General features: G+C 41.3%; 19 protein-coding genes. 8 read left to right on the top strand and 11 right to left on the bottom strand.

Features of this window, described 5'->3' with window-relative positions; translation table 11 throughout:
- The first annotated feature begins 759 nt into the window (after positions 1-759).
- A complete protein-coding gene (locus tag UYC_RS0117135) occupies positions 760-3,174 on the top strand; it encodes a heavy metal translocating P-type ATPase (protein WP_016872375.1) in 2,415 nt (804 codons plus the stop codon).
- Between the two features lie 556 nt (positions 3,175-3,730).
- Positions 3,731-4,234, top strand: a complete 504-nt coding sequence (locus UYC_RS0117130) for an FHA domain-containing protein (protein WP_026087294.1) — start codon at positions 3,731-3,733, stop codon at positions 4,232-4,234.
- A gap of 91 nt (positions 4,235-4,325) precedes the next feature.
- On the opposite strand, the gene UYC_RS0117125 is transcribed toward UYC_RS0117130, so the two are convergent.
- Positions 4,326-4,688, bottom strand: a complete 363-nt coding sequence (locus tag UYC_RS0117125) for a hypothetical protein (protein WP_016872377.1) — start codon at positions 4,686-4,688, stop codon at positions 4,326-4,328.
- Between the two features lie 178 nt (positions 4,689-4,866).
- Here UYC_RS0117125 and thyD point away from each other — a divergent pair, with 178 nt between their 5' ends.
- Entirely contained in the window at positions 4,867-5,787 is a 921-nt protein-coding gene (thyD, locus tag UYC_RS0117120; protein WP_016872378.1) for a thylakoid membrane protein ThyD, read from the top strand.
- A gap of 152 nt (positions 5,788-5,939) precedes the next feature.
- Here the strand turns inward: thyD and UYC_RS0117115 are convergent, their stop codons facing one another.
- The 3 genes from UYC_RS0117115 to UYC_RS0117105 form a co-directional block, all read right to left on the bottom strand.
- A complete protein-coding gene (locus UYC_RS0117115; protein ID WP_016872379.1) occupies positions 5,940-6,185 on the bottom strand; it encodes a hypothetical protein in 246 nt (81 codons plus the stop codon).
- Positions 6,186-6,287: 102 nt separating this feature from the next.
- The gene (locus UYC_RS0117110) at positions 6,288-6,710 is read right to left on the bottom strand and encodes a hypothetical protein (protein WP_016872380.1); all 423 of its coding nucleotides are present in this window, start codon (positions 6,708-6,710) and stop codon (positions 6,288-6,290) included.
- A gap of 69 nt (positions 6,711-6,779) precedes the next feature.
- Positions 6,780-7,139, bottom strand: coding sequence for a HesB/IscA family protein (locus UYC_RS0117105; RefSeq protein WP_016872381.1), 360 nt, complete (start codon positions 7,137-7,139; stop codon positions 6,780-6,782).
- A 356-nt stretch (positions 7,140-7,495) separates the two neighbouring features.
- Between UYC_RS0117105 and UYC_RS0117100 the strand changes: the two genes are divergently transcribed.
- The 4 genes from UYC_RS0117100 (at position 7,496) to UYC_RS0117085 (ending at position 13,060) form a co-directional block, all read left to right on the top strand.
- Positions 7,496-9,148, top strand: a complete 1,653-nt coding sequence (locus tag UYC_RS0117100; RefSeq protein WP_016872382.1) for a DUF6930 domain-containing protein — start codon at positions 7,496-7,498, stop codon at positions 9,146-9,148.
- 1,605 nt (positions 9,149-10,753) lie between these two features.
- Complete coding sequence (locus UYC_RS0117095) at positions 10,754-10,921, top strand: ribbon-helix-helix domain-containing protein (protein ID WP_016872383.1); 168 nt, start codon at positions 10,754-10,756, stop codon at positions 10,919-10,921.
- Between the two features lie 212 nt (positions 10,922-11,133).
- Positions 11,134-12,573 carry a 9,9'-di-cis-zeta-carotene desaturase gene (gene zds / locus UYC_RS0117090; protein ID WP_016872384.1) on the top strand — a complete coding sequence of 480 codons (1,440 nt, stop codon included), beginning with the start codon at positions 11,134-11,136 and terminating at the stop codon, positions 12,571-12,573.
- Between the two features lie 37 nt (positions 12,574-12,610).
- Positions 12,611-13,060, top strand: coding sequence for an SRPBCC family protein (locus UYC_RS0117085; RefSeq protein ID WP_016872385.1), 450 nt, complete (start codon positions 12,611-12,613; stop codon positions 13,058-13,060).
- 146 nt (positions 13,061-13,206) lie between these two features.
- Here the strand turns inward: UYC_RS0117085 and UYC_RS0117080 are convergent, their stop codons facing one another.
- From UYC_RS0117080 to UYC_RS0117070, 3 genes are all read right to left on the bottom strand, one after another.
- The gene (locus tag UYC_RS0117080) at positions 13,207-13,446 is read right to left on the bottom strand and encodes a 2Fe-2S iron-sulfur cluster-binding protein (protein ID WP_016872386.1); all 240 of its coding nucleotides are present in this window, start codon (positions 13,444-13,446) and stop codon (positions 13,207-13,209) included.
- Positions 13,447-13,459: 13 nt separating this feature from the next.
- Entirely contained in the window at positions 13,460-14,938 is a 1,479-nt protein-coding gene (gene cobQ / locus UYC_RS0117075) for a cobyric acid synthase CobQ (RefSeq protein WP_016872387.1), read from the bottom strand.
- 482 nt (positions 14,939-15,420) lie between these two features.
- Positions 15,421-15,825, bottom strand: a complete 405-nt coding sequence (locus tag UYC_RS0117070) for an Npun_F0494 family protein (protein WP_016872388.1) — start codon at positions 15,823-15,825, stop codon at positions 15,421-15,423.
- 185 nt (positions 15,826-16,010) lie between these two features.
- Here UYC_RS0117070 and UYC_RS0117065 point away from each other — a divergent pair, with 185 nt between their 5' ends.
- The gene (locus UYC_RS0117065) at positions 16,011-16,448 is read left to right on the top strand and encodes a peroxiredoxin (RefSeq protein WP_016872389.1); all 438 of its coding nucleotides are present in this window, start codon (positions 16,011-16,013) and stop codon (positions 16,446-16,448) included.
- 172 nt (positions 16,449-16,620) lie between these two features.
- On the opposite strand, the gene UYC_RS0117060 is transcribed toward UYC_RS0117065, so the two are convergent.
- The 4 genes from UYC_RS0117060 to UYC_RS0117045 all read right to left on the bottom strand — a co-directional run bounded on the left by UYC_RS0117060 (position 16,621) and on the right by UYC_RS0117045 (position 19,996).
- Positions 16,621-17,013 carry a hypothetical protein gene (locus tag UYC_RS0117060; RefSeq protein ID WP_016872390.1) on the bottom strand — a complete coding sequence of 131 codons (393 nt, stop codon included), beginning with the start codon at positions 17,011-17,013 and terminating at the stop codon, positions 16,621-16,623.
- Between the two features lie 46 nt (positions 17,014-17,059).
- The gene (locus UYC_RS0117055) at positions 17,060-17,956 is read right to left on the bottom strand and encodes an ABC transporter permease (RefSeq protein WP_016872391.1); all 897 of its coding nucleotides are present in this window, start codon (positions 17,954-17,956) and stop codon (positions 17,060-17,062) included.
- 69 nt (positions 17,957-18,025) lie between these two features.
- The gene (locus UYC_RS0117050) at positions 18,026-19,045 is read right to left on the bottom strand and encodes a daunorubicin resistance protein DrrA family ABC transporter ATP-binding protein (RefSeq protein WP_016872392.1); all 1,020 of its coding nucleotides are present in this window, start codon (positions 19,043-19,045) and stop codon (positions 18,026-18,028) included.
- A gap of 105 nt (positions 19,046-19,150) precedes the next feature.
- Entirely contained in the window at positions 19,151-19,996 is an 846-nt protein-coding gene (locus UYC_RS0117045) for a DUF4351 domain-containing protein (RefSeq protein ID WP_016872393.1), read from the bottom strand.
- Between the last annotated feature and the right edge of the window lie 142 nt (positions 19,997-20,138).

Below are 20,138 nucleotides of genomic sequence, written 5' to 3'. Positions count from 1 at the left end.
CGCGCTAGTAGTGGCTTGATCGGGCTAATTTAGTGCATTAGAAAAACTTGTAGTGTGGGACGGAAAGCCTGCACCAGACGGGCAGGATACCAACCCACTATTTTAAGGCGGTCACGCCACTACGTCTACGTAGATTTAAAAATCATGAATCCTATAGCTGACTTGCTCTAATAAAAGCTTGATAAACAAGAAGTTTGTCAAGAGGTTTATTGGTTATATATTACTTAAAAACTTGAAAAATAGTAAACATAAATGTATTAAAAATAGAAACAAACTAATTGTAATTAATAATTTTGTTTTTAATAAAGTCATAATAAATACCATTTAAAAACAAATAATTATCTTCAAATCCTGTTGCCTTTCAGGTAATTAAATTAATTGCGTATCCTGTTTGGCATTTCTGCTAATTAGAAAAATATTATCTTTATATCAAGATGCTAACCATCAAACGTAAAAACATATCCTTGGTTATATTTGCCCTACTAAGTTTTGTGTATTTCTGCACCATCTCTAATTTGGACATTAATCCTTTTTTAAGAGGTGAAGCTGTTCTGATGCCAATACAGTTACTTGCTATTATTTACGTGAGTTATTGGCGGTGGAGCCGCAGAGAATCAACAGAATCATAAAACTTAACAAAACTTCATTAATTTGACATTCCATCGTAGTTACGAATTTCGCCTACTCTCAAAGTAGGGGTGGCATTGCCCCACCTTGGCTAAAAGCCTTGACGTTTCGTAGCACATTCAAAAACTTTCCATGCAACTTGTCCCGAAAACTAACCTCTCCCCAGAACTAACCCCTAGTACAGAAAAAATTATTTTGGATGTAGGGGGTATGAAGTGTGCTGGCTGTGTAAAGGCTGTAGAGCGGCAGCTAGCTCAATATCCTGGAGTCAAGAATGCTTGTGTGAACTTGGCGACGGAGGTAGCAGTCGTAGAATCAGAAATTGGCGTTGTAGAACCAGATGCACTGGCAAAGCAATTAACAGCGGCTGGGTTTCCATCTCAACCCAGGCAATCTGATGAAAAATTAACAGATCGGACATTATTACAAGATCCAGCACAACAGCAGCGCCAAGAAATGCTATCTGCACGAAGACAGTTGGTAATTGCTACCGTATTACTGGTATTATCGGGGATTGGCCATTTTGGGAACTTTAGTGGTGCACTGTTGCCAGGTTTGCATAACATCTGGTTCCACTTTGGATTAGCAACAGCAGCTTTACTAATTCCCGGACGCTCAATTATTATTGATGGTTGGCTTGGTTGGCGGCGGAATGCACCCAATATGAACACTCTGGTAGGATTGGGAACGCTGACTGCTTACATAGCAAGTCTGGTAGCTCTGCTGTTTCCTCAACTTGGTTGGGAATGTTTCTTTGATGAGCCTGTAATGATGTTGGGCTTCATATTATTAGGACGAACATTAGAAAAACAAGCCAGAGGACGTGCTGCTGCTGCATTTAAGCAATTATTGGATCTGCAACCCCAAGTAGCACGATTGCTCTCCAAGCCGAAGATAGCCGGGGAAGTAGGAGAAATTCTAGAAATCCCTGCAGATCGAGTGCGTGTAGGTGAATGGTTGCAAGTTCTGCCAGGAGACAAAATTCCAGTCGATGGTGTGGTAGTGGATGGACAAACAACCATTGATGAGTCTATGCTGACTGGCGAATCGGTGCCAGTGCTCAAGCAAAACGGAGATACAGTTACAGCAGGAACAATCAACCAGTCGGGAGCGATCGCGCTTGAGGCAACTCGTACTGGCAGCGATACAACTTTGGCGCAAATTGTTGCCCTAGTAGAAGCAGCGCAAATCAGAAAAGCACCCGTACAAAAATTAGCAGATACAATAGCTGGGTATTTTACTTACGGAGTACTAACAGCGGCTTTATTAACATTTCTATTTTGGTACTTTATTGGTACCAATATTTGGCCTGATATTGCCATGTCAACAGGCATGGATATGACTCATCACCTCTCTACAAAGTTACCTACTCACCACTCTCCACTGTTACTGAGCCTAAAACTAGCAATTTCAGTGATGGTTGTCGCTTGTCCCTGTGCTTTGGGATTGGCTACACCGACAGCTATTCTCGTTGGCACAGCGATCGCTGCCGAACAAGGTATCTTAATCAAAGGCGGCGATGTTTTGGAAAAAGTACATCAGCTAAACACTATAGTTTTTGATAAAACTGGCACATTAACAACTGGTAATCCAATCGTCACAGATTGCCTTGTACTAGAAGAACCCAATCCAGTATCCAATTCCCAGCACCTATTACAACTTGCTGCCGCAGTTGAAAGCGGCACCTGCCATCCCTTAGCCACAGCAATTCGCAAGGAAGCACAACGACAACAGTTATCTGTTCCATCGGGCGATCGCTTTTACACAGAACCAGGATTGGGCGTTTCTGCTGTTGTGGAAGGCAATTTGGTGCTACTAGGAAACTGGGATTGGCTTCTGGTACATGGAATTTCTATTGATGAAACTGCACAAAACACAGCTCAAGCCTTAGCAGCGGATGGCAAAACAGTTGTCGGAGTAGCTGTTGGAGAAAAAATTGCTGGATTAATTGCCGTTCAAGATACCCTAAGACCAGATGCAAAACTAGCAGTAGACAATTTGCATCGTATGGGGCTAAGAGTCATGCTCCTAAGTGGTGATACACCAGCAGCCGCTTTTGCCATTGCCGAACAACTAGGATTAAATCCTAATGATGTCATGGCAGGTGTTCCTCCAGCCAAGAAAGCAGATGTAATTAAATCTCTTCAGGCACCAGAGATAGGGAAAATACCTAACTCCCAATCTGTTGTTGCTATGGTGGGAGATGGCATCAATGACGCTCCAGCTTTATCTCAAGCAGATATTGGTATTGCTTTACACGCAGGCACAGATGTTGCCATGGAAACAGCTGATATTGTCTTGATGCGAAATTCCTTAACTGACGTTGTCAAATCAATTCAACTGAGTCGTGCTACATTCAACACCATTCGCCAAAATCTATTCTGGGCTTTTGCATATAATACGCTCGGAATTCCCCTTGCCGCTGGTATTTTGTTGCCTAGTCTACATTTTGTCCTGAACCCTGCTGGTGCGGCAGCCTTAATGGCTTTTAGTTCGGTGAGTGTCGTTACCAATTCTTTGCTATTGCGGCGCTTTGCTTCTAGTTAAAGTGAATCGACTTGTGGAAATCTGCCGCTAATCGAAGGGAGCGGTCTAACTAACTGCCTCCCTTAACCCTCATGGTAAGATTAAATGTGAAAAGGCGTAACTCTGCCTTGCTCGCCAAATTCGTTTTCTTACCAGTGACAAGCAAGAGTCACAGACAACGCACAGTATGGAAAGTAAGATAAATAGGTAAAAAGCTTTTCTATGCCCTGTCTACACAGTATTGAGTTGGGTACAGACACCCCGTAAGCTAGTTACCATACACCATCAAGTGTTCCCATAGTATTTTAGATGTGCTAGAAGTTGGCTCCCCTGGAAGTGAAAATCCGCCTGTTTTGAAGTGGCACAGGGTTGAACAAATGAGGGTATAGTGAATCACAGGTTGTTTGCAGACAGCTTGTACAAAACCAAACTTTAGTTTTATTGACTGCCTTTGACCATCAAAATTTCCTAGCCCTCGTCTGGATAATTATTAAGACATACTGAGCAAGTAACTTGAAGAGTAATATTGTTTTACTTTTATCATCACTATGCTTTACCACAAACTCTAGTTGAGGGAATGGCGGACAATAATTCTAAACAAATCTTGATTAATGACAGCTCAACTGATTTTAGCAATGATTTGGCAATGGCAGCAGAAACCCATGAAAGTCATCTACTGATCTTAGAAGATGATCAGGGACGCAAAGAATTTATATTAGAACATTCCATTTATTCTATCGGTCGAGACCGGGAGTGCGATATTCGTTTAGTCTCGCAATTTGTCTCGCGTCGCCACGCTACGTTACTGAGACTACCTCGAAAAGATAATAGTAATAATCATTACTACCGAATTATTGATGGTGATGCGAAAGGTAGACCCAGTTCTAATGGCTTAATGATTAATGGACGCAAGATCCAGACTCACGATCTCAAAAATGAAGACGAAATTATTTTTGGCCCGCAAGTACGTGCCATTTACTACCTATTACAGCACGAGACTACGCCACCTGGGCAGACGGATGCTAGTGAATATGATATTACACTCATTAACCCTGGCATGACTGAGGATTTTGAGGACTGAAAAACTTTAGATACAGATAATTTTGTGAAAATCTCAAGGGTGTTTTGCCAAAGGCTAGCTTGATTTAAAGCTAGCTGCAACAGACACTTGGCTATAAGCGTTCATAGCTATCTGCCAGACTTTCAATTAAATGCCAATAGCGGTTATTTTCTATAGACTGCTTGATAAATTCAAATACTTGCCGACAGTGATTATCAAGTTGCAGTGGTAATTCCTCGTTTTTGATTACAATACTCATTCGGGTTTCTGTTTCGGTAGCTGTGCCGATGTCAATAAATACCTCTGCTTTCACCATCTTGGATAAGGAAACAGTACCAGGAATTTCACGTGCCATAATGTAATCTGAGGTACAGTACTGCACAACCAAGTTACAATTTTGCAGTAGTTCTACGACTAATGCCTGCAGATCTTTAATCGGAACAGAAAGAAGAAACGAACAGGTATAGCGAGCCATAATAGCCCCAAGCCTTGTAACACTCCGTCCATCCTATAATACCGAACCATCTAAAACGCAAGTCACTATATATTCATTAACTGGGCACCAAGAATTATCTTGCTTGCGATCGCCAAAAAAGTTCCTATCGCTGAAAGTTTGATAAAAAACTTTAAAATAGGTTTGGCGGAGGTAAAAAATGAAAGTAGCAATCACTGGAGCAACAGGATTTGTCGGTAGCCACTTGGTAAAGCGACTTCACGAAGAAGGTAATAGGGTGCTAGTGTTGACTCGTAACACCGCCCATGCCCAAAAGTTTTTTCCCAAGCAAGCTTTTAATAATGTAGAAATTATTACTTATACACCCACAGCATCCGGTTCTTGGCAGGAGGCGATCGCTAATTGCGACGGTGTAGTTAATCTTGCTGGCGAACCCATTGGAGAGGGACGCTGGACACCAGCACGCAAACAGGAAATCCTTAATAGCCGTAAACTCAGCACACAAAAAATCGTCGAAGCAATAGCTAACGCTAACCCCAAGCCTAGTGTTTTAGTTAACGCATCTGCCATCGGTTATTACGGAACAAGCGAAACAACGATTTTTGATGAAACTAGTTCCCCTGGTAATGATTTTCTCGCCCAAGTCTGTCAAGCTTGGGAAGCAGAAGCACAAAAAGTCACAGATTATGGTGTCAGATTAGTAATTTTGCGCTTCGGCATTGTTTTGGGTTTAGGTGGTGCTTTAGGTAAAATGATAACTCCCTTCAAACTATTTGCCGGCGGGCCAATCGGTAGTGGTAGACAGTGGTTTTCTTGGATTCACATCGATGATTTAGTTGACTTAATTGTGCAAGCTTTAACCAAGCCAGAAATGACAGGCGTATATAATGCAACCGCTCCCCATCCTGTCCGCATGGCAGATTTATCGCAAACTATGGGAAAAGTAATGCATCGCCCTTCTTGGTTGCCTGTTCCTAGCTTTGCTATCGAAGCACTTTTGGGGGATGGAGCAATAGTAGTATTAGAAGGTCAACAAGTTTTACCTAAACGCACTCTAGAAAGTGGCTTTGAGTTTAAATATCCTGATTTGCAGCCAGCCCTAGAAGCTGTTTTGAAATGAAGTTAATAGGATAGTGGTTAGTAGATAGTAGTTGGTAGGGGCGGGTTTCTACAGATATTTTGTTTTAATAGAGAGATTCCTGATTAAAACCCACTCGTACAGTAGTTAGTTGTCTAACCACTAATCACTAACCACTATCCACTACCCACTAACTATTGATTAGACTGAAATTTCCGCGATATCCAACTGATAGCACCGCTAAGAATAGCACCACCCATCAGAATACCAATCGCTGGGTTAAACAGAGGTTGCCAGAGTTGATGCCACAAATCTAAGCCTAAGGGTACACCAGTGGCTTGACCGATAACTGCGATCGCGAACCAGCCAAAGCCAAACAAAACTAGGAATACATCAACTACTAAAATCAGATTTAGCCAATTCAAAATTTTATCTTTCATCAGTTGTCGCGTCTTCAACTGTAATTACTAATGGCAAATCGCTAATGGCTAATAGTATCAGAAGCCATCAGCGATTTGCAATTCACAACTAGCAATTAGTAACTACTCTTCAAATAGCCATTTTTTGACTTTTGTTAAGCTTTGCCAATCTGGTTTTCTTGTGAAACCATCCGCAATGCTATTTTCAATTTCCTCTCGCCATTCGGAATTGAGCAAGATTAACTGGCTTGCAGCTTCAATGTGTTCGCGCAAACCTTTTTGCCCAATTTCCAGCATGGCAATAGCGAGGTTGATTCTTGCCTGGGGATCTTGGGGATTTAGCTTCACTGCTTTTTGTGCAGCTTTATAAGCAAAACTGGGTTTGTTATCTAGTAAATACAACCATGCCAAACAAGTCCACGCCGAACTACTTTTAGGAGCGCGATCGCAAACTTCTTTAAACACAGGAATCAAAGCGTCTGCTGATTCTCCGGCTTTATACCTTTCCAAACCTGTGTCAAACAGGGATTCAACTGTATTAGTCATTAGTCATGAGTCAGTCATTAGTCATTAATCATTCATCCTTTGCCAGATGACAAAGAACAAATGACTATATTACACTCCAAATGACTTACCGCAGCCGCAAGTTTGGGAAGCGTTGGGGTTAGTGAACTGGAAACCACCGCCAATCATAGAATCACTATAATCAAGCATTAAGCCATAAAGATATAATAAACTCTTGCGATCGCAAACAATTTTGAAGCCATCATAATCAAAAACTTCATCGTTAGAAGAAATCTTACTGGGATCTTCAAAATCCATCATGTAAGACATTCCAGAGCATCCACCTTGACGCACTCCTACCCGCAAGCACAAATCTTTGCCAGCTTGTCTCTCCTGCAAAAACTTAACTTGCCGCAATGCTGCCTCGCTCAACTGAATGCCTTTTTGTGATGATTGAGTTGCTTGTGTCATTTGCGTTTCAACTCCTTAATCTGATGAATTTTCAACCTATAGTGAAGAAGGAAGAAACTTTTAACTCCAAACCTTCATCCCCAGGTTGCCTAAAAGTTAAAGTTTTTCTCTCTATTCTAGCGATATTGATGTCTCAAGTTGCCAAATTGTAAATACTCCGTCCAAAGCACGCAAAGATTTTTATTCTAGAATTGAGAGACTCAATATGTTTTGAGATTCAGTATTTTTGGAGTTTTAGCCTTTGGCAGCCATCAACCGCAATCGCCCTTCAATCAGCAGCTAAGGGAGTTTTGATCCGAGGCTAGCTCTGACCCAAAAATGTACTTCTAAATCGCTTGTTTTGATTCACTTACTCTATGACAAGTTTTAATCGCTCTACCAGCCGTCGTTTGCGGAAATTAACTCAAATTCCTTCTGTATGGGAGGGCGATCGCCGTCCATTGTCATCATCACCAACTCAGCACTCAGACTCAGAGACAAAAGGCGAATGCATTCTTTGGGTAGATGGTACGCAAGGTATTGTCCGAGGAATGGACGTAGTACCTCCAGAAAGTGGCCCGGAGGCAATCGTTCGTACTTTAATGCGAGCAATGGAAAATCCCCACAGCCCAGCCAAGGCAGCTCGTCCTCAAAGAATAGTAGTCAGAGATCGCGAAATCCAATTTTATTTGCGCGGCGTGTTGCAAGACTTGGATATAGCAATTGACTATTCACCGGAATTGCCTTTAATTGATGAACTATTTCGAGGGTTTTCGGAAATTCTCGACTCTCAAGTTCCCGAATTACCCCCACGGTATGCACAAGCCTTAAGAGAAAAGGCATTAGCGATGTGGCAAACAGCGCCTTGGGAATTATTGGAAGAACAGCAAATCTTGTCAATAGAGATTAACAAGTGGGATGTGGGTACACTCTATGCCTCAGTTATGGGAATGTTGGGGATGGAGTATGGAATATTGTTATATCGTTCCGAAGAATCCCTCAAGCAGTTTCGCGCCACTATTTTAAGAGAAGACGAATCACAAGGGCATTTAGAAGAAGCTTTTCTCAAGCAAGATTGTCTGTTTTTAACTTTTGAACGTGCCGATGACATTGACGAAGAAGAGGATGAAGAATTTGAAGATTTAGCAGAACTGCCCTTGTCGGAAATTCAACCCACTTTTGGCAATATTCATCCTCTAGAAGGGCTGCGATCGGTTTTGTATGACGAAGAAGCATTAATCGTATATGTTGCTCTAGAAGGCTTGTGTCGGTTTATTCGGGATCACCGTCGTCAATTAGGAGGCGATTCTTTTCCCTGTGCTAGTCGTCGCTACCGGATCTCGTTGCCTGTTGCTAGTGATGAATCTACGAAATCAGTATCAATTACTGTTTCTACGATGCCCGAATTGGCAGCAGAATTAGAGGAAATGGCAGGCTACGACTTTGAGGAAGACGATGAAAATGAGTCGCACATCGATCCTGTGTTCCGCTCTTTGCGAGATGACTTAATACCAGAAGATTCTTTCCTGAGCTTGGGTGTTGTGTCTTGGGAGATGTTGGAGTACCTGCATCAGGGAGTTAAATACTACAAAGCTGGAGAAATTCAACCAGCAGGTGATGGTTTGCCCGTGATTTTAATTCAAACCTCCCGCCCCAAGGCTAAAACTGTAATTGAAAATATTGAAAAAGCTGGTGGACTCAAAGCCATTTGCTTTAATCCTGGTGCCGATCCCTTAGGTGGCGATCGCTATGACCTTGGTTTACTGCAAACTCAAAATGGTGAATTGTTCCTTTTCGGTGAGTTTTTGGATGACGATCCCATTCACGTAGAAGCACGGAAAAAATGGAACCAGCGATGTAAACATACTAAAGGCTACTGCGGTCTGATTATCGCCAAAGGGCTAACAGGTGCTGCCCGTGGCAATCCCCAGTTGCGAGATATGATGGCTTTGTTTGAAGCGCGATCGCTTTCACCAAAAGATCTAGGCATAGGCACTCTCCAACTCATGCCCCAACTGCAATTTGAATAATTGTTTACACTATCACTACAACCATTCACTCTGCGGGTATTTTCCTGCCGAGTAGATATTGTTTGTATACAATCAGTTGTATTTATCAATAACTCTATACCTTTGAGTCCAGGATTATTTGTAGAGTGCAAGGCAGTAAACCATTACTGTTAGAAGTTTTTTCATGTCTACAGTAGCCAGTAGTCAAGGGAGAGTAAGAGCTACTTGCATAAGCCACTATTTGACCTATAAATTCTCCGCACAAGTACAATCAGCCACCCTAAGTACCCAATTTTACGGGCGTCTACTATGTGTCTACTCGCAGGTATGGTTAGCCTGCATAATTTTTTTCTTTTGCTTTTAACCGAATTGTATTGAGCAATAAATGGTTAATTAGAAGAATAAATCTTCAGCAATATCTAAATCTTTTGGAATAAATTTGATTTTAAATTTCACATTGGATGCGGACATCATAATATATTTTAGTACAAATAAACTGTTTTTAAATGTTTTTAGAGTTAACTTAATATCCTAAGTTTATTAATTTTTGATTAAGAGCGATTCCTCATTTTTCTCAGTAACTCTTGTAAATCGTCAACCAGTAATAATAAAGTATTATATTAAACAAGCTCCATACTTAACAGCTTCTATTGCCAATCTAGCTAAATAACTTGACTCCATAAATTCTCTATTCACTCTATTAGGACTTGTAAAAAACCAGTCCTAATACTTTTAAAAAATTACACTTTAAATATAATAACTTTATAATTTCATGTTATGAATAGCACTAATCTTATAAAGGTATAATTAAGTATAAATTCGGTAAAGTTTGAGTAAAGAGAAAGTTTTTCTAGAAAAAAGGGATACAATAAAAAATTAATACACAGAGAATTTGTACTATTTTTTCAAACAAATATCATCCTACATGAATGACAAATATGGTAACAACTCCAATTATTGTTTAGACATAAATAACGGATAGCTTCTAGCCAATTAGCAATGGCAATAATTGCAAATGTTGGACACTAAGAAAAAATACATCTTGCTTTCGAGATGTGGAAGCATTCCAAGTTTACCTGTAAGTGTATGTACCTGAGAAGAAAGTATCAGTGCTATTTAACAAAATTGATTTCTCGTATTTTCTATGCTGCACTTTCTAGAACCGAAAATATCTCAGTATCTATACGACATAGCAAACTCATACCTTGATGTCATATCTGCAAGGCGTTGTAGGATAAATCTTCCCCAACAGTGATTATTGAAATTATGCTAGAGAGATAGTTAGATGTTTTAGCAATAACATACTGGAGAAAAAGTTATGTAGGAAAAATGGTTATTTGTACTCAATTTATAAAATTTCTAGTCCAACTTGTCCTATACTCACTCCTGCCGACTTCTTGCCTTTAACAGCGAGAATACGCTAGTGTTTCTGTCAAAAGAACAATCAACAAATTTCAAATTCTCTATTTTATTAGAAAAATGAAGGACACATTAACCAAATTGAGATTTTAGTACTTATGACATTGCTTGTTACCTGAAAAAAACTCTGATATTCTTATCTGTTTCATCCTCACTGAATCGGTGATTTCTTTAGTGATGTTAGTATCTAGCAAATAACACAATCAAATGACTAATAAGAAGTGGGCTGTAAAACGTATCACTGTGAATTTAGCAACACAGGAGGCAGAAAAACTAGAAAAGTACTGTCAGCAGACTGGCAGACCAGCAACTGATGTAATTCGGGAACTAATTCGAGGATTACCCACCAACGAAGACACTAAAGATACCAACTAAATAAGGAAAACAACTACCAACAGAACCAATCAAATCAGAAGAAAAAGGGCTGCAACTATTTATACCTTTTGTCTTTGATCTGATTACTGCTTTAACTTTTGTGTAAGTATATGGGGTAATATCTACTCCCTTAACCCTTGATTCAATATGAATAGCTAATTCCGACACCAACCCAGTTACAATTTGTAAAGAAACTGAAAAGGAAGTACGGAATGCGTGTTGCGATCGTGGGTGCGGGGCTGGCTGGGCTAACAACAGCCGTAGATTTAGCTGATGCTGGTTGTGAAGTCCAGATATTAGAGTCTCGTCCATTTGTTGGGGGTAAAGTAGGCAGTTGGATAGATGGTGATGGCAACCATATTGAGATGGGGTTGCACGTCTTCTTTGGAAATTACTATCAATTGTTGGAATTGATGAAGAAAGTGGGGGCGTTTGGAAACCTCCTGCCTAAAGAACATACCCATACCTTCATTAACCAAGGAGGGCAGATTGGCACCCTTGATTTTCGCTTTTTTATGGGCGCGCCTTTCAATGGGCTAAAGGCATTTTTCACTTGCTCTCAAATATCATTGTTGGATAAATTGCAGAATGCAGTAGCACTTGCGACAAGCCCAATAGTAAGGGGTTTGGTAGATTACAACGGTGCGATGCAAAATATTCGTAACTTAGATAAAGTTAGTTTTGCCGACTGGTTCCGAAGTCATGGAGGTAGTCAAGGCAGTATTGAGCGAATGTGGAACCCGATCGCCTATGCCTTGGGCTTTATTGATTGCGAAAATATTTCTGCCCGCTGTATGTTGACAATCTTTCAGTTATTTGCAGTCAGAACAGAGGCGTCGAAACTGCGGATGTTGTCGGGTTCACCTTATGAATACCTGCACAAGCCAATCTTGGAGTACTTAGAAGCAAGGGGAACAAAAATTTACACTCGCCGCAGAGTACGAGAAATCCAGTTTGCCGAGGAAGGGGAACAAACCCGCGTCACTGGTATAGTAGTTGCCAACGGCGAAACAGAAGAAATTATTACTGCCGATGCCTACGTAGCTGCTTGTGATCTTCCAGGTATTCAACGCCTCCTACCCCAACAGTGGCGCAAGTGGTCAGAATTTGAGAATATCTATAAATTAGAAGCAGTACCTGTAGCTACGGTGCAGTTGCGGTTTGATGGTTGGGTAACGGAACTGCAAGATGCCGAAGGGCGCAAACAGCTAGAGCGTGCAGCCGGAATTGATAATTTGTTGTATACTCCCGATGCAGACTTTTCCTGTTTTGCTGATTTAGCTTTAACTAGTCCTGCTGATTATTATCGCCAAGGGCAGGGGTCTTTGTTGCAATTGGTGCTGACACCAGGAGATCCATTTATTAAACAAAGTAATGAGGAAATAGCCCAGCACGTTCTGGCGCAAGTACATGAGTTGTTTCCCTCATCACGGGAACTGAATATGACTTGGTACAGTGTAGTGAAACTTGCTCAGTCTCTTTATAGGGAAGCACCAGGAATGGATATTTATCGTCCCAGTCAACAGACACCTGTGGCTAATTTCTTTCTAGCAGGGAGTTATACGCAGCAAGACTATATTGATAGCATGGAAGGAGCGACAATTTCGGGAAGACGTGCAGCGAAAGCTATTTTAGAGACTGTGAAAAAGTAGAGGTTAAAAACAAACCGCGAAGGAAGAAAAAGAGAGAATGTCTGATTGGCTAGAGCATAGCGTGCAAGTAGAGGTAGAGGCTCCCATAGATGTAGTATGGAGCCTTTGGTCTGATTTGGAGCAAATGCCCCGTTGGATGAAGTGGATTGATTCAGTAAAGGTTCCGGAGGATAATCCAGAAATATCTATATGGAAGCTGAAAACTGGCGGTTTGGAATTTACTTGGAAATCTCGCATTCTCAAAGTTATTCCCAATCAAATTATTCAATGGGAATCGGTAGATGGTTTACCAAATCGAGGGGCAATACGCTTTTACGATCGCCATAATACCAGTATCGTCAAACTTACTGTAGGCTATGCTATCCCCGGTATCATTGGCAAAATCATGGATAATTTGTTTTTGGGAAAGGTAGTAGAATCAACGCTTCTAGCAGATATGGAAAGGTTTAAAGAATACGTCTTAAAAGTAAAACAAGAGAGTAGATAGTGGTTAGTGGATAGTAGGGGCGGGTTTATTTAGATGTTCCGTCATTTTAGAGAAATTGCTGGGAAAACCCGCCCGTACAGTCGTTAGTAGTAATTTTTGACCACCGACTAGTAACTACTAACTACTAACTACTAACAATTATTGAATTACCATGTTGGATCGCTAAACAAATTTATTGTCAATTCTTCGCGTCCGGGTGGAACTGCGTTGATGCAAGCACGAATAGTTTCTCCATCCTCTAATTCTACTGCACAAGCATAACAAGAACCCATTAGACAACCAGTGGGAATTAATACTCCAGCTCGATCTGCAACATCTAGCAGGGGTTCTCCCACTTCGGCATCAACTGTAATATCGTCTGGTAAGAAATGGACGCGAACACTCATGATTTCTAAGTTATTACGACAAAAATGGAGTTAAATCTAAATGTCGTTCAATTTCTCTGGCAATGTAGTCTAAGAGATTCTCTCGCTGATCTCGATAGTTGGCAACACCTGTAGGTAGAGATTTCAAACCCCGTTGTTGACGCAGTCGATTTAACCAAGCACGACGCCAAGGGCCATTATCAAATATACCGTGAAGATAAGTACCCCAGACTGATTGACAACGATCTACTAATCCCAAATTAGCATCGTCAAATAAAGGATGATAAGCTTGGGGATCTACTCCTTGAGTTTCTGTGCGCGATCGCCCTTGATGAATTTCAAATCCGCTTACTGGTAAACCCATTTGCGGATAATTTGAGGTAACTTGGCGCTGACGAGCGATTTTTTGTCCTGTAATTACTGTTTTGATGGGTAATAGTCCTAAGCCTTGATACCTGCCAGCTTGCCCTTCTATGCCTTCTGGATCGGCGATAATTTGACCAAGAATTTGGAAACCTCCACAGATACCCAATACTGTACCTCCAGCTGCTGCATAATTTTGAATTGCTTCTGCCATGCCAGTTTTTTGCAGTAGTAGCAAATCAGGAATTGTCGCTTTTGTTCCTGGGATAATTACTGCATCTGGACGTCCTAATTCATGCTTGGGGCTTAGGTATTTAATTGTAACTGAAGGTTCTGATTCCAACGGATCGAAGTCGGTAAAATTGGAGATTCTCGGTAGGCGGATAACGCTAATATTTAGTTCAGTTGAAGATTTGTACGATTTACGTTCCAATAAATCCAGGGAATCCTCGGCAGGGAACATAGTATCTAAGTAAGGAATAACGCCAACTACAGGAATACCTGTACGTTCTTCCAACCATTTTATACCTGGTTCTAGGAGCGATCGCTGTCCCCGAAATTTGTTAATGACGACACCACGAATTAGGGCACGTTCCTCTGGCTCCAGTAATTCTAGCGTTCCGATTACATGGGCAAAAGCACCACCTCTATCAATATCAACAACCAATAGAGTAGGAGCATTTAAATATTTTGCTACCCGCATATTAGTTAAGTCGCGGTGCTTGAGGTTAATCTCCGCGGGGCTACCAGCACCTTCACAAATTACCACATCAAATTCTGTTGCTAAATGCTGTAGAGATTCTTCAATTGCTCGCCATCCAAGTTCAAAATACTGCTCGTAGTAATCTTGAGCATGAACTTTGCCTACGGGCTTACCTTTGACAATCAATTGGGAAGTCATGTCACCCTGGGGTTTAAGTAAGATGGGATTCATTTCTACCCAAGGAATAACTCCTGCCGCCCAAGCTTGTACAGCTTGTGCATAACCAATTTCCCCCCCATTCACAGTGACATAAGCATTTAAAGCCATATTTTGACCTTTAAAGGGAGCCACTCGCCAGCCACGTTGTGAGAGAATACGACAAATAGCTGCTGTTATCAGTGATTTCCCTGCGTGGGATGTTGTTCCCACTACCATAATTGCTTTCATATTTAGCTTTTTTTCCCGATCCAGATGATCTTAAAAGTTGAAATGTAATATAGCTCACCCTAGTAGTGAAAGAGTAATAGAAGGCAGTCCCGATGAAACTTGTTTCACCCGCCAAAGATGAAAGAGGTTTTTTCTCCTACACCCCTAAATCCTCTTTCAAGTCAGAGGGGAGGGAAGTTTTTTCGTCCCTTCTTGTCTATGCCGTTTATGGTGGCTAGTTATTTGATAGTAATAATTTACGGTTTACTATTCTCTATTCACTTAATTCAGTTAGACAACCACAGTAAAAACTTCATAAAAGAAGTAGCAACTTCCGTACATATTGTTCCCGCTTCAGTGCCACTCCTAACTTTTGACTTGAAATTATCAAAAATACTGATAGGTTTAGTGGTTAGTAGGCAATAGCAATGGGCAATGGGCATCGACAATAAAACTTGTTTCCACCCAACTACTACCTACTAACTACCAACTAAACCCAAATTCTAAAAAGGTAGTCTAAACCAACGAAGTATAGCATCGGATATGCGATCGCCCCAACTAGGAGTAGGGCAAGGCTGGCTTTGACATTCTTCTACAACTTGACGACCAACAGGTGTGAGGCGGAAACTATCTGTAATTCCCTGTCCGTCAACTTCACGTCGCAGCACACCTACTTGGATCAACCACACCAAATTGTTTTCTGCTGCTAATTCTAATAAAGGACGTTTGGTGTAACCATTACGAACACCAGCATTGCCGATAATTTCCTTTAAAGCCACCCTCTCGGACACCATAACTGCAAATAAACTAAGATTGAAGGGAGAACAAAGCAGCGATCGCTTGGCTCGTTCTATGGTGGCACGTGGATATATCAAGGTTTCCTGGCTTTGGGAATCAACAACTGGCATTTTTATTTCCTGAGAATGTTCTGGTTGATAATTAAAAATTGATTGACAAATATATCTGTTTTAACTTGTAGCTAAGAGCTACATATTGATGCTGAGTAATAACTTTTTTTAGCTATTTATTTAATTATTGTAAATTATTGTAAAATTTCAAATGCATCAAATTTTTCACACAGGAAAGGTAAATTATGCCTCTAGCAGTTGGAACAGATGCGCCTGCATTTACCGCCAAAGACACTAACGGCAACACCGTTTCATTGTCTGATTTCAAAGGCAAAACAGTAGTTTTGTATTTTTATCCCAAAGATGACACTCCAGGCTGCACTAAGCAGGCTTGTAGCTTCCGTGATGCCACTGACGAATATAAGAGTAAAGATATTGTGGTGTTGGGAGTCAGCGCAGATGATGAAGTCTCCCATCAAGCATTTACTCAAAAATATAATCTCAATTTCCCCCTGCTAGCCGATACCGATAAGGCTTTAATCAAAGCTTACGATGTCGATGGTGGTGGCTATGCCAAGCGCGTTACTTATGTAATTGATGGCAACGGCAAAATTATCCACGTTGACTCCAATGTCAACACTCCTACCCACGCTAGTGATGTTCTAACAGCAGTCGGATTGTAAAAATTTTTGAGCAATTTTGTAGGGTGGGCGCTGCCTAATTTCCCTCAAACCCTTATTTTTCCGTTGTGTAAGTGCCCACCTTACGATTTGTACAGATGCGAGCAATCGCGTCTTAAGATTTAAATGTAGGGGCAACTCTTGCGGTTGCCCCGTGTCTATTATTGCAGTCGATTCATTGATTCGGCTGGGGTGTAGCTGATGGCAGCGTAATCACTGGCAAGCTTGTGCTTGGTTGTGTCTGCGGTTGTCCTTGCTGCTGTTGTTGAAAGCGTAGTTTTTGCCTTTCTTTAAAATCTCTGGCAACATCATTAATGTCCGAGTTTTGTTCCGTAGAATCCCAACTGCGGCCTCTAAGATTAGCGCAATGAATTAAGTTAAATACATTGAAAGAACTGTCTTGACTATTGCCAGAACAGAAATCGGTATTCTGTGGATCGTAAGTTGTTTGGTCGTACTGATTGGTAAGTTGAGCTAAACTGGGTTGCGGCACGAGCAAAGAGGCAAAGCCAAGACTTGCAAAAGTGGCAACAGTAAGCCGAGTTAGTGGTAAAAAAAAGATTTTCATGCAGATTTACCCCTCGTGTTCCTCCGAGTATAACGATGCTTCTATTTTATGAGAGAGTTTGCCGAAGTCGGGGTTGGATAATTAGCAAAGCAAAGACAGCAAACCCTAGTAACACGAGAATTGAACTGCCAAAAGTAACATCACCCCAAAAAGCGTGCATGACTACACTATTTAATCCCCAATCTTTGTGGAGATAAAGATAGCGAATTGGCTCAATAGCATAGCTGAGGGGATTAAGAGTAGCAATAATTTGCAACCACTTGGGCATGAAAGACAAAGGAGCCAAAGCAGTGCTGGCAAATAATAGTGGCAAGTTTGAGACAAAAATTACTGCAATCAATTCTATGTGCCCCGGTAAGGCAAAAGCCAATCCCAAGCTCAACGCTGTCACACCCAAAGCGAGTAGAAAGACTATCAAAGCGATCGCACCTAACCCAGTTGCATTCGGTAAACCTGCACCCAAGAATGCCGCTGCTGCCACAATCACCGCTGCTTGCAGCAAACTCTGACTAATAATAAAAATTGCCGAAGCTAGAACAATCGAATACCGTGATGCGAGAGGAGCCACTAATAAGCGATTCAAAAAACCAAACTCGCGATCAAACATCACAGGTAAACCAGCATTCAGCGCTCCAGCAAAAGCTGTAAACACAATGATGCCTGCGCTTAAAAATTGGGCGTAATTTGGAGTATCGCCAAATATTCCTTTTGGTGCATTTTGAAATAAAGCGCCAAACAGCACCAACCACATTACAGGCTGTATAATTCCTGCAATCAAAGTGGAAGGACGTCTCTGCAATTGAATAAACAAGCGACGAGTCAACGCCAAAGTTTCTTGAACTAACTCACCAAAGAAATTGGGAGTTTTATCTACATAAGCTTGTGGCGCAGCAACTTGCTGCCAGTTAATATCCGGTTTTGGAGGTATGACAGTACCACTCATGTTAATTTTTGGTAATTGTTAATTGTTCATTGCCATTAGCTATTAACCATTAGCTATTAGCCATTACCCTCATCTCATATTTTGCTTTTTTTCCGCCTTCGGATCGCGATTTCCCAGTGCAGCCAGTTCCGCATCCATTAGTGTACGTCCTGTCGCTGCCAGGTAAACATCATCTAAGCTAGGACGAGATTGAGAAATACCAAATATGGGTAATCCAGCATGGTTCAAGGCTTGCTGAATGGTGATTAAAGTGTCATTCTGTGGTGTTACCACCAAGTTGAGGGAATTACCTTGAGCGCTATTGATAATTACTTCTTGGACAAATGGTAAAGGTGCTAGTAATTCTTTTGCTTTTTGAGCTTCCTCTGGTGGTGTAAACTCTTGGATGCGTAAAGTAATACGATCGCCTCCCACTTTATCTTTGAGTTGGGAAGGTGTACCAGTCGCAATTACTACTCCACGGTCAATAATTGCCACGCGATCGGCTAAAGCGTCAACTTCTTCCAGATAATGACTGGTAATCACTACCGTGGTTCCTGCTTCCCGCAACTTTCTTAAGAATTCCCAGACGATAAAACGGCTTTCAATGTCAAGCCCAACGGTTGGCTCGTCCAAAACCAGTACATCCGGTGCGTGCAGTAATCCAGCAGCTAAGTCGAGACGCTTGCGCAAGCCACCAGAGTAAGTACCAGTTTTTTTGTCGGCGTATTCCTGCAAACCAAGCAAACTCAGCACTGTGTCAACACGTTGTTTTGCCACTGCCGTTGGTAAGTGATAAAGTGCTGCTTGTAGTTGCAGCAGTTCGCGTCCAGTTAAAACTTTATCTAAAGCCACTTCCTGTGCTACATAACCAAGCCGTTGTCTTGCAGCTTTAGGATTATCTAACACCGAAATGCCAGATACTTCTATTTTGCCAGCATCTGGTGTGGTGAGAGTACACAAAGCACGTAGGGTAGTGGTTTTACCTGCTCCATTTGGCCCTAGTAAACCAAAAATTTCTCCTGGTTCAACCTGAAAGGAAACATCCTTAACAGCTTCTATTGAACCGTAACGCTTTTTTAGATTTTCAATTAAAACGGCGGGAGCCATGACAGCTTATCCCTAACAACTATACAAATCTCAACAATTTCTACTTCTATTGTAGTTGAGTAGTGTTAGGTGAAGCGATCGCTTGGATACTGCTTTTCAATCTTATTAACTGGTTTGAGGAGGAGAGATATTTGTAAGGTAATTTATTAAATCACTTTGGCTATTGAAATCCAACAGCGCCTCAGCTAATTCCTCTAGTTGAGTAATAGAGAATGTGCGGATCTGCTGTTCTATCTCTGGCTCAATTACACCAAACCGACGTGTCAAAAGACGTAGAATCAGCGCTAAAGCCTCTTGTTTCTTTCCTCGTTCTTCTCCCTTCTGCAAAATATCTTGATAAATTACAGATTCTTGCATAATTTCCTCTCTGAAAAGCTGTTTAATCAGATTTTTCTCAAACCGCAAACCAGCCAAAACCTGCACGCAAGCTGATATGTTTTGTCGTTCGTCTGTTTCTTCAATCATATCGACAGCAGCAGCGACTTGCTCTAATAAAGCTTGAGGTGAGTTGGTTTGGGCTAGCGTCGCCAGTGGTAAGAGTGCGGGGTTAGCTAGTAGTGGTGTGGGATCTTCTTCCCATAAACGAATGATTCGATATCGGTGTGTGGTGTTTGTGTCTATATACTGATTTTGAAAAACGATTTCAGAAGATGTAGCTTGAAGGAAAATTAACACCTGCTGAATATCACACCAGTATTGTCGTTTTAATCTGGTGTAATAATCCAGCATCCGAAAGTCTAATGAGGGTGTGGATGCTGGGGAAGCTTGAAACTCTAAATGTAGGATTTGGTTGGAGATTTGTAAAAACGTTACCGAATCAGCGCGTATTGGTTCAAGGTTCAGTTCTGTTTTTAGTACCTGTATATCGGAAGTGTCAGATGCAAGTAACCATCTGGCAAAATCAGCAGGGTAGTGTTCGGCAAGGTATTTGCAGGTGTTGTCGTAACTCAAGAGGAATCGCTTTTTAAGTGACTATATCCATATACTAATTAGCATGAGTTATTTAATATACCATTTGACTCAAGAAGCGATCGCTCCGTTGTGATTACCTTCTAAATTTTGGGTTTGCCTATTTTAATAAATTTTAATCATA

Source organism: Chlorogloeopsis fritschii PCC 6912, from assembly GCF_000317285.1.
GTDB classification, from domain to species: Bacteria; Cyanobacteriota; Cyanobacteriia; order Cyanobacteriales; family Nostocaceae; genus Chlorogloeopsis; species Chlorogloeopsis fritschii.
The sequence above is the reverse complement of the archived record's forward strand: the minus strand, read 5'-3'. Positions and strand labels throughout refer to the sequence as shown.